General features: G+C 63.3%; 7 protein-coding genes. 3 read left to right on the top strand and 4 right to left on the bottom strand.

The features are described 5' to 3' along the window. From EOD15_RS23745 to EOD15_RS23755, 3 genes are all read left to right on the top strand, one after another. Positions 1 to 778, top strand: a 778-nt coding sequence (locus tag EOD15_RS23745) for a sulfurtransferase/chromate resistance protein (protein WP_127408883.1), incomplete at its 5' end; no start/stop codon positions are given. Then, positions 775 to 2,163 carry a chromate transporter gene (gene chrA / locus EOD15_RS23750; RefSeq protein WP_127317743.1) on the top strand — a complete coding sequence of 463 codons (1,389 nt, stop codon included), beginning with the start codon at positions 775 to 777 and terminating at the stop codon, positions 2,161 to 2,163. The genes EOD15_RS23745 and chrA, both read left to right, overlap by 4 nt. Before the next feature lie 64 nt (positions 2,164 to 2,227). After that, positions 2,228 to 2,626 carry a hypothetical protein gene (locus EOD15_RS23755; protein WP_127317745.1) on the top strand — a complete coding sequence of 133 codons (399 nt, stop codon included), beginning with the start codon at positions 2,228 to 2,230 and terminating at the stop codon, positions 2,624 to 2,626. A 45-nt stretch (positions 2,627 to 2,671) separates the two neighbouring features. Here the strand turns inward: EOD15_RS23755 and EOD15_RS23760 are convergent, their stop codons facing one another. The 4 genes from EOD15_RS23760 to EOD15_RS36300 all read right to left on the bottom strand — a co-directional run. After that, positions 2,672 to 3,901, bottom strand: a complete 1,230-nt coding sequence (locus EOD15_RS23760) for an aromatic ring-hydroxylating dioxygenase subunit alpha (RefSeq protein WP_127317747.1) — start codon at positions 3,899 to 3,901, stop codon at positions 2,672 to 2,674. Between the two features lie 173 nt (positions 3,902 to 4,074). Beyond that, entirely contained in the window at positions 4,075 to 5,664 is a 1,590-nt protein-coding gene (locus EOD15_RS23765) for a trimethylamine methyltransferase family protein (protein ID WP_127271378.1), read from the bottom strand. 189 nt (positions 5,665 to 5,853) lie between these two features. Then, positions 5,854 to 7,347, bottom strand: a complete 1,494-nt coding sequence (locus EOD15_RS23770; protein WP_024503382.1) for a PLP-dependent aminotransferase family protein — start codon at positions 7,345 to 7,347, stop codon at positions 5,854 to 5,856. Between the two features lie 202 nt (positions 7,348 to 7,549). Next, positions 7,550 to 7,772, bottom strand: a 223-nt coding sequence (locus tag EOD15_RS36300; RefSeq protein WP_210212201.1) for a hypothetical protein, incomplete at its 5' end; no start/stop codon positions are given.

Genomic DNA, 7,772 nt, shown 5'->3' on the forward strand with positions numbered 1-7,772 from the left:
GCTCATAGGTCTGCCGGGTGCACCTGTCATCATCGATGTTCGCATCGAAGAAGATTTCGAAGCCGATCCGCGCCTGTTGCCGGCCTCGTGCCGGCGCGATTTCAAAACCGTTTCGACCTGGGCCGCTGCATTCGCCGGCAAGCCGGTGGCCGTCGTCTGCCAGAAGGGGCAAAAGCTCTCGCAAGGCGTCGTCGCATGGATGCGCCATGAGGGGATATCAGCCGAATCCCTTGAAGGCGGCTTTGAGGCCTGGCGCGATGCCGGGGGGCTTCTGGTCCGCACCGCCAAGTTGCCGCCACGCAATGAAAAGGGCGCCACCGTCTGGGTGACGCGATCCCGCCCGAAGGTCGACCGCATCGCTTGCCCATGGCTGATCCGGCGTTTCCTCGACCCTGACGCGGTGTTCCTGTTTGTCGAACCCGCTGAAGTACTGGCTGTTGCCGACCGCTTTCAGGCCGTGCCGTTCGACATCGACAATGTGTTCTGGAGCCATCGCGGCGAACGCTGCACCTTCGACACCATGATCGAGGAGTTCGGGTTGGAATCCGGGGCGCTCGATCGCCTGGCGTTGATCGTGCGCGCGGCCGACACCGCAAGCCTCGACCTGGTGCCCCAGGCGGCCGGTTTTCTGGCTGCCTCGCTCGGTCTGTCGCGTATGTTCCGCGACGATTTGGAACAACTGGAAGCAGGCATGCTGCTCTACGACGCGTTCTTCCGCTGGTGTCGCGACGCCACCGAAGAAACGCACAACTGGCCCGCTGCGGGGAAACCGACATGAGCGCTCTCGTCCCGGCGGATACAGCGGAAAACATCCCGGTTCCGGCTGCACCGACCTTCACCGAGGCGGTGAAGGTCTGGGCGAGGATCGGATTGCTCAGCTTTGGCGGTCCGGCCGGGCAGATCGCACTGATGCACAAGGAACTGGTCGAGGAGCGGCGCTGGATCGGGGAACGGCGTTTCCTGCATGCGTTGAATTACTGCATGCTGCTGCCTGGCCCGGAAGCCCAGCAACTCGCCATCTACATCGGTTGGCTGCTGCACAGGACGGCCGGTGGCCTTGTCGCCGGCATCCTGTTCGTCGTGCCGGGCGCGCTCGTCATGCTCGCCTTGAGCAGCCTGTACGTCCTCTATGGCGACATGCCGCTCGTCGCGGCGCTGTTTTTCGGGGTGAAGGCGGCGGTGCTCGCCATTGTCATCGAGGCGGTGATCCGGATCGGGCGACGCGCCCTCAAGAACCGGGTCATGGTGTCGATCGCGGTCGCGGCGTTCATTGCCATCTATGCGTTGAATGTGCCGTTTCCGCTCATCGTCCTTCTCGCCGGCCTGACGGGATGGCTGGGGGACCGCGTTGCTCCCGGCCTGTTTTCCGGCTCGGCCCATGGCAAGGACGGTGTTGCCGACTCCAAGGGAGCGGTCGACCTGATGTTCGAGCGTGGCGAACTGGCCCATGTCAAACCGACCAAATGGCACGCGCCGCGCACCCTCGCCATCTGGCTGCCGATCTGGCTCGGGCCTGTTCTTTTGATCTGGTGGTTCACCGGCTCTGCAAGCGTCTGGACCGAGATAGGCCGGTTCTTCAGCCTGATGGCTGTCGTCACCTTCGGTGGCGCCTATGCGGTGCTCGCCTATGTCGCGCAGGCAGCCGTCCAGTCCTTCGGCTGGCTGGCGCCGGGTGAAATGGTCGACGGTCTTGGACTTGCAGAAACGACGCCAGGACCGCTCATCCTGGTGCTGCAGTTCGTCGGCTTCATCGCCGCGTTCCGCCATTCCGGATCGCTCGACCCGTTACTTGCCGGATCGCTGGGGGCGCTGCTCACCCTGTGGGTGACGTTCACGCCCTGCTTCTTCTGGATATTCCTCGGGGCGCCCTACATCGAGGCCTTGCGCGGCAACAAGGCATTGTCGGCCGCACTGGGCGCGATCACCGCCGCAATTGTTGGGGTGATCATGAATCTGGCCCTATGGTTTGCTTTGCATGTCATTTTCCGTGAGGTGCACGCGACGGGGCTTGGCATGAACGTGCCGGTGCTTTCGTCCATCGACTGGCGTGCGGCCTTGCTATCCGTGGCCGCCATGGTCGCCATCCTGAAGCTGAAAGTCGGCATGCTGCCGACACTCGCGCTATCCGCCCTTGCAGGGGTCTTGCTGGCGGCGGCTGGTTAGACAGCACCGCCTTTGTAATCCGCTTGCCCACCACCTAAGTGGGCTGGAAACGGAAGGAAACATCATGGCCGGACGGCGCTCTTCCCTCGGCTTCCTCGGAATGTTCGGCCGTTCGGGCGACTTGAGGCAGCTCGACGATGCCTTGCGCGGCGCCGATCTGCATCCAGCCCTTGTGCCGGAGGGCGTGAAGCTTACCATCGTCAACCTGATGAAGGATCGCTGGCCCGACGAGCCGCCGCCGGGCACCTATGCGTCGGTGGCACAATTATGCAGCTATTGCATCGCGGGTCCGGAAACCTTCGAGCAAGCCAATGGCCATGAGCGGACGCTGGAAGCCGAGCGTCGCATCGAGGCGGCGCTTGAAACCGGCGACAGCCTCGACGCGCAGATCGTGCTGATGACGCTGCATGCCAAGCTCATCAACGCTGAAGTCGTCGACCGATACGGGCTCAGCGCGGAATGACGCGAAAGGCAAGATCTGCCTGATCCCCTGCGGCAGCCGAGCCGATCAGGCCCGGCTGATCTCCTCGAGATACCAGCCGATGTAGCGCAGTTCGTTGTATTCCATCGGCGCGATCGGTCCGGGCACGAAATAGTGCGAGCGCACGCCGCGCGCGGTGTGCTCGATGATCTTCTTGTCCTCTTCGGTGGTGACCTTCCACAGCCAGGTCAGCTTCTCCAGATCGTAGTCCTGGCCCTCGACCGCGTCGCCGCGCACCAGCCAGATCAGCTCCATCTCACAGGTACCAGCTGTTTTCGGGATGAAACGATAGATCATGCCGTGATCGGGATAACAGACGAGAAAGGTCGTACCGCCAAGATGGATCGATGTCACGCCACCATCATAGTCGGTGAAACGGCCCATCAGCGGCGCGACCGGCGAGCCGTCCTTGCTGCCGCTGGAAACGCCGTCATAGAGCGCATAGCGGAAAGTGTGGATCGCCTCCTGTCCGGCGGCCGAGTTCTGCCAGCGGTTGGCGCTGCCGATCTCGATGCCGAGCGCGCAGGTGCGTTGCTCCATCGCGGCATTGAGCTGCTCGATCATCTCGGCCGGTTTTTCCAGCGCATGCGTTTGCGAATATTCCGGATGCGCCGGCCCGCAATGGTAACATTCGACATAGTTCTCGACGGCGAGCTTCCAGTTGGCGTCGAGCGCATAGGACTGGCGATACGCCACCTTGGCGTCGCCCCAGCCATATTGGCCGCAACTCGTGCGCAGCGACTGTTCGATCGGATCGAAATCGAGCGGCGTCTCGGCGAAGGAAATGAAGACCAGCCCGGAAGCGACGCGGACATGAAGCTTCTTCAGCCCGTGCGCCGCGCGGTCGAAATCCTTTGGCATCAGGCGCGCGGCACGCAAGGATCCGTCATTGGAATAGGCCCATGCGTGGTAGGGGCACACGAACATCTTCGCATTGCCCTTCTCCTTGGTGCAGACCTCGGCACCACGGTGGCGGCAGACATTGAGCATGGCATGCACGGTGCCATCCATGCCGCGCGTCAGGATGACCGCCTCGTCACCCAGCTTGAACAGCTCGAAATCGCCCGGGTTCGCGATGACGCTGGCATGCGCCAGGCAGTGCCAGTGGCGGCGAAAGACACGTTCCATGTCGCGCTCGAAGATCGCCGGATCATGATAGAAGGCACGCACCAGGCCGTGACCTGGCCGATGAGATGCCACCAGCCGATCGATCGCGTCGCCGTCGGTGGGTGCTTGCTGGATAGGATGCACACTCATTTGTCGTTCTGCCCGATGGTTGGTCCCAGAGCAATTCCAGGAAAAGTGTGAAGCGGTTTTCTGTTCGGAATTGCGTCAAACGAAGAGCGCAATTCCAGGAAAAGTGTGAAGCGGTTTTCCGTCCTGAATTGGTTCCGGGTGGTGGCTGTATGGCTGCACGAACTCGTCTCCGGTCAGGCGCCCATTTGCGTGCGCGGCAGGTGGATCAGGTTGCCGAAGCGGGCACGCAATCTGTCGTCGACCTGTTTTGGCACGTGGCGCGGAAATCGCTCGGCAAGAATGCGTTTCTTCTCGGTGATCGCACGCAGCAATATATCAGGCCGGCCTTTTTCGTTCCATTCCTTCGGCGAGGAACGATCGCCGAGGGCGGGATAGAAGTGCTCGGTCTGCATCAGCTTGAGCGTTTGTTCGTTGTCGAGATAGTGGCCCGGACCCTTGAGGCAGACCTCGGCGATGCTGTCGATCGACAGGGCCTCGTCAGTCACGTCGATGCCACGCGCGCAGCCCAGGCAATGACCGAGCATGTCGTTGTCGATGACCAGGCTCTCCAGGCAGAAGCCGAGCAGCGAGGCATGCATGCCGGCCGCCTCGTAGACGAGGTTGAGGCCGGAGAGGCCGGCCATCACATTGGTGATGCCCTTTTCGTAGCCGGACTGAATATCGGGCAATTTCGAATCCGTCATGCCGGCGGCGGAGCCACCGGGCAGGTCATAGAATTGCGCCATCTGGGCACAGGCCGCCGTTGCCACCGACTGCTCGGCCGACCCGCCCGCCATGGCGCCGGTGCGCAGGTCCGACATGAACGGCCATGCGCCGAAGATCGCCGGATGGCCGGGCTTGAGCGCGTTGACATAGACCAGGCCGGCCAGCACTTCGGCCACTGCTTGCACGACGGCGCCGGCCATCGCCGCGGGTGCCGTGGTGCCGGACTGGCCGGTCGACAGCAGCAGGATCGGGATGCCGCCTTCGACGCAGGCCTCAAGCACGCCGCAGGCATCCTCGGCGAACTTCATTGGCGGCACGACGAATGAGTTGGAGTTGGAAACGAACGGCCGGGCACGGAAATTCTCCTCGCCGCCGGCGATGGCGTACAGCATTTCAAGCGCAGGCTTCACGTTCTCACGCACGGTGAAGGATGTTCCGACGTGCTTCGATGTTCCCATCACACAGGCATAAAGCGTGTTGAAATCCATCTCGAGCGGATCGGCGATGTCGCGCGCCACCATCGGCCGCTGGAAGAAATGGATGTTGTCCAGCCCGTCGACGATGCGGGCGGCATCATAAATATCCTGCAGCTTGGACTCGCGGTACTCGCGCTTCTCCAGATCCACCAGGTGCACGGCGATGCCTGCCGTGCCGTAGTGCACGCGCTTGCCCTGGACCACCATGTCGTGCCTGGGGTCCTGGCCATGAAGCGTGAAATGTCGTGCCGCCCGCTTGATGGTGTCGAGCACGAGCGCGCGCGGAAAGCGGACCCGGCCATCGTCGCCGTGGACCGCCCCCACCTTGGTCAGCACCTTTATGCAGGAAGGAATGGCATTGGCGAAACCCACTGTCTCCAAAAGCGTCAGCACGCCCTCGTGGATACGCTCGCGGTCATCCCCGCGCAGCGGCCCGTAGCCGCCACCCTCGATGGCCTTGTGCTGTGGTCTGGTATCCTCCACCAGGGGAGATGATCGCATGGCATGTCCTGTTTCGCGAAGACCGGAGCGCTGCGGACGACGGTTCGCCGGCGTGTCCTGCTGTTCGACAGCCACTGGCATGGAAGCACTCCACCTTCGTCGGCAGGAACTCGTGGCGGTTGGTCCACCATCGGCCTGCTTCTTCCCCTGACGCCGACTATGCCGCTGGCACTGGCCCATCCTATGGGCCAGCTGGCCCAGTTCCATGTGCCAGAGGTAAAATACCGGAGCCGCTGCGAACGGCTCCGGTCACGAGAGATCGACGATGGATCAGGCGGCCGCGGGTCTGCGTCCGGCGGCCGTGGCCAGTTCGCGAATGCCTGGCTCGATGTGCTGCAGTGCGATCGACGAGATGCCCAGCCGCATGAAACGCGAAGGCTTTTCAGTGCGATCGAAGAAACGGTCGCCTGGCTCGATGATGACGCTGCGCGAGGCGGCTGCCTCGGCCAGCCCGCGCGAATCGGTGCCGCGCGGCCCTTCGAGCCACAGCGACGTGCCGCCGGCCGAATCGGTCGAACGCCATTCCGGCAGGAAGGCGGAAATCGCATGGACCAGCCGCTTACGCCGCTCGTCGAAGGCTGAAGACAGCCGCCGCACCAGCGCCTCGTGGTGGCCGAGCGACAGGAACAGCGCTACGGCGCGCTGATTGTTGGCCGGCGGGTGACGCAGCATGAAGCGGCGCAGCGCCCTGAGCTCCGCGATCAGTCCGGCGGACGCCACGATGTAGCCGAGCCGCAGGCCCGGAGCCAGCGTCTTGGACATCGAGCCGACATAGACGACGCGGCCGGAACGATCGAGGCTCTTCAGTGCTTGCTGCGGTGCCTCGTCGAGAAGCTGGCTGTCATAGCCGTCCTCGATGATGATCTGGTTGTAGCGGTTGGCTCGCGCCAGAAGATCCTGCCGCCGCTCTGCCGACAACGGCACCATGGTCGGGCAATGATGGCTGGGCGTGACGAAGACGAAGCCGGAATCGTTGGGGATAGAAGCAGTTACGATGCCGGACTGGTCGACCGGCACCGGCTGTATCTCCGCGCCGGCAAGGCGGAAGATCGAGCGGGCATCGGGATAGCCCGGGTCTTCCATCGCCACCTTGGAGCCTTTGGACATCAGCAGCGTCGCCAGCATGTAGAGCGCGTTCTGGGCGCCCAGCGTGACGATGATCTCGTCCGGGTTGGCAAAGATGCCGCGCCGGGGCAGGAGCCGCGCCTGGATCTGCTCGATCAGCAACGGATCGTCACGGTCGACCATGTCGGACGCCCAGTTGCGGATTTCCAGCACGGCAAGCGCCATGCGGTTGCACTCGCGCCACTCGGCGGTCGGGAACAGCGCCGGGTCGAACTGCCCGTAGACGAAGGGATAGGACGACTTGATCCAGTTCTCGTGCTTGGCCGGCGGCGGCATGTCGCTGGCGGCGATCTTGCGGCGTGCCTTCCAGTCGATCTCGTTGGCCTGGTCAGGCGCCTTCTGGTGCGGCTTGGCCGGTGTCGCCAGCACGTCGGGATTGACGAAATGGCCACGCCGCTCGCGCGCCACCAGGAAACCCTGGTCGACGAGCTGCTGGAACGCCAGCACCACGGTTCCGCGAGCCACGCCAAGTTTTTCGGCCAGGATCCGGCAGGAAGGAAGCGGCATCGAAGCGGCGATCTGGCGGTCGAGAATGGCGGCTACGATGGCCTGGCGGATCTGCGCCTGCAGGGTTTGGCCGGATTCGGCCGAAATCCGGAACAGGCCGGACCATATCGCCGTGTCGTTTCGCTGTGGCATGGGAGATTTCCTCGATGGCCAGCCTTTTTCGCTTGGCTGGACCAGCCGAACGTAACCGTGGCACAAGGGGTTGCGCCAATCAATTTTTCTGATCGTTGGGATTTATGCCAGTGATCCTTCACGTCCTTTTGATGCCGCGTTGCGGCATCCTGGGGTGACGCGGCGCCTCATGCCGGCGATGACATCGTGCGTGACGTCTGCGTCATCGCCGCGTGATGTCTGCGTCATCGCCGCGTGACGTCTGCGTCATCGCTGCGCATTGAAACGGGTGGAGTTCGGCCCGATAGATCGTCGCGACGACACGCGCCGGAAACATCCGGTCCGTAATGATGGCTCGAGGTCTCGGAGTTTGGCAGTGGATCAATCGTCCTTTCAAAAACAGCTCGCCGCCTTGCGTGACCACCGCGCGGCGGCGCCCGCCAGCA

This window comes from Mesorhizobium sp. M7A.T.Ca.US.000.02.2.1 (genome assembly GCF_003996995.1).
Classification (GTDB): Bacteria; Pseudomonadota; Alphaproteobacteria; order Rhizobiales; family Rhizobiaceae; genus Mesorhizobium.

Bases quoted from the DNA above. Each gene is read 5' to 3' on its own strand.
- chrA (WP_127317743.1), top strand. From the start codon at position 775: ATGAGCGCTCTCGTCCCGGCGGATACAGCGGAAAACATCCCGGTTCCG.
- EOD15_RS23760 (WP_127317747.1), bottom strand. From the start codon at position 3,901: ATGAGTGTGCATCCTATCCAGCAAGCACCCACCGACGGCGACGCGATC.
- EOD15_RS23755 (WP_127317745.1), top strand. From the start codon at position 2,228: ATGGCCGGACGGCGCTCTTCCCTCGGCTTCCTCGGAATGTTCGGCCGT.
- EOD15_RS23765 (WP_127271378.1), bottom strand. From the start codon at position 5,664: ATGCCAGTGGCTGTCGAACAGCAGGACACGCCGGCGAACCGTCGTCCG.
- EOD15_RS23770 (WP_024503382.1), bottom strand. From the start codon at position 7,347: ATGCCACAGCGAAACGACACGGCGATATGGTCCGGCCTGTTCCGGATT.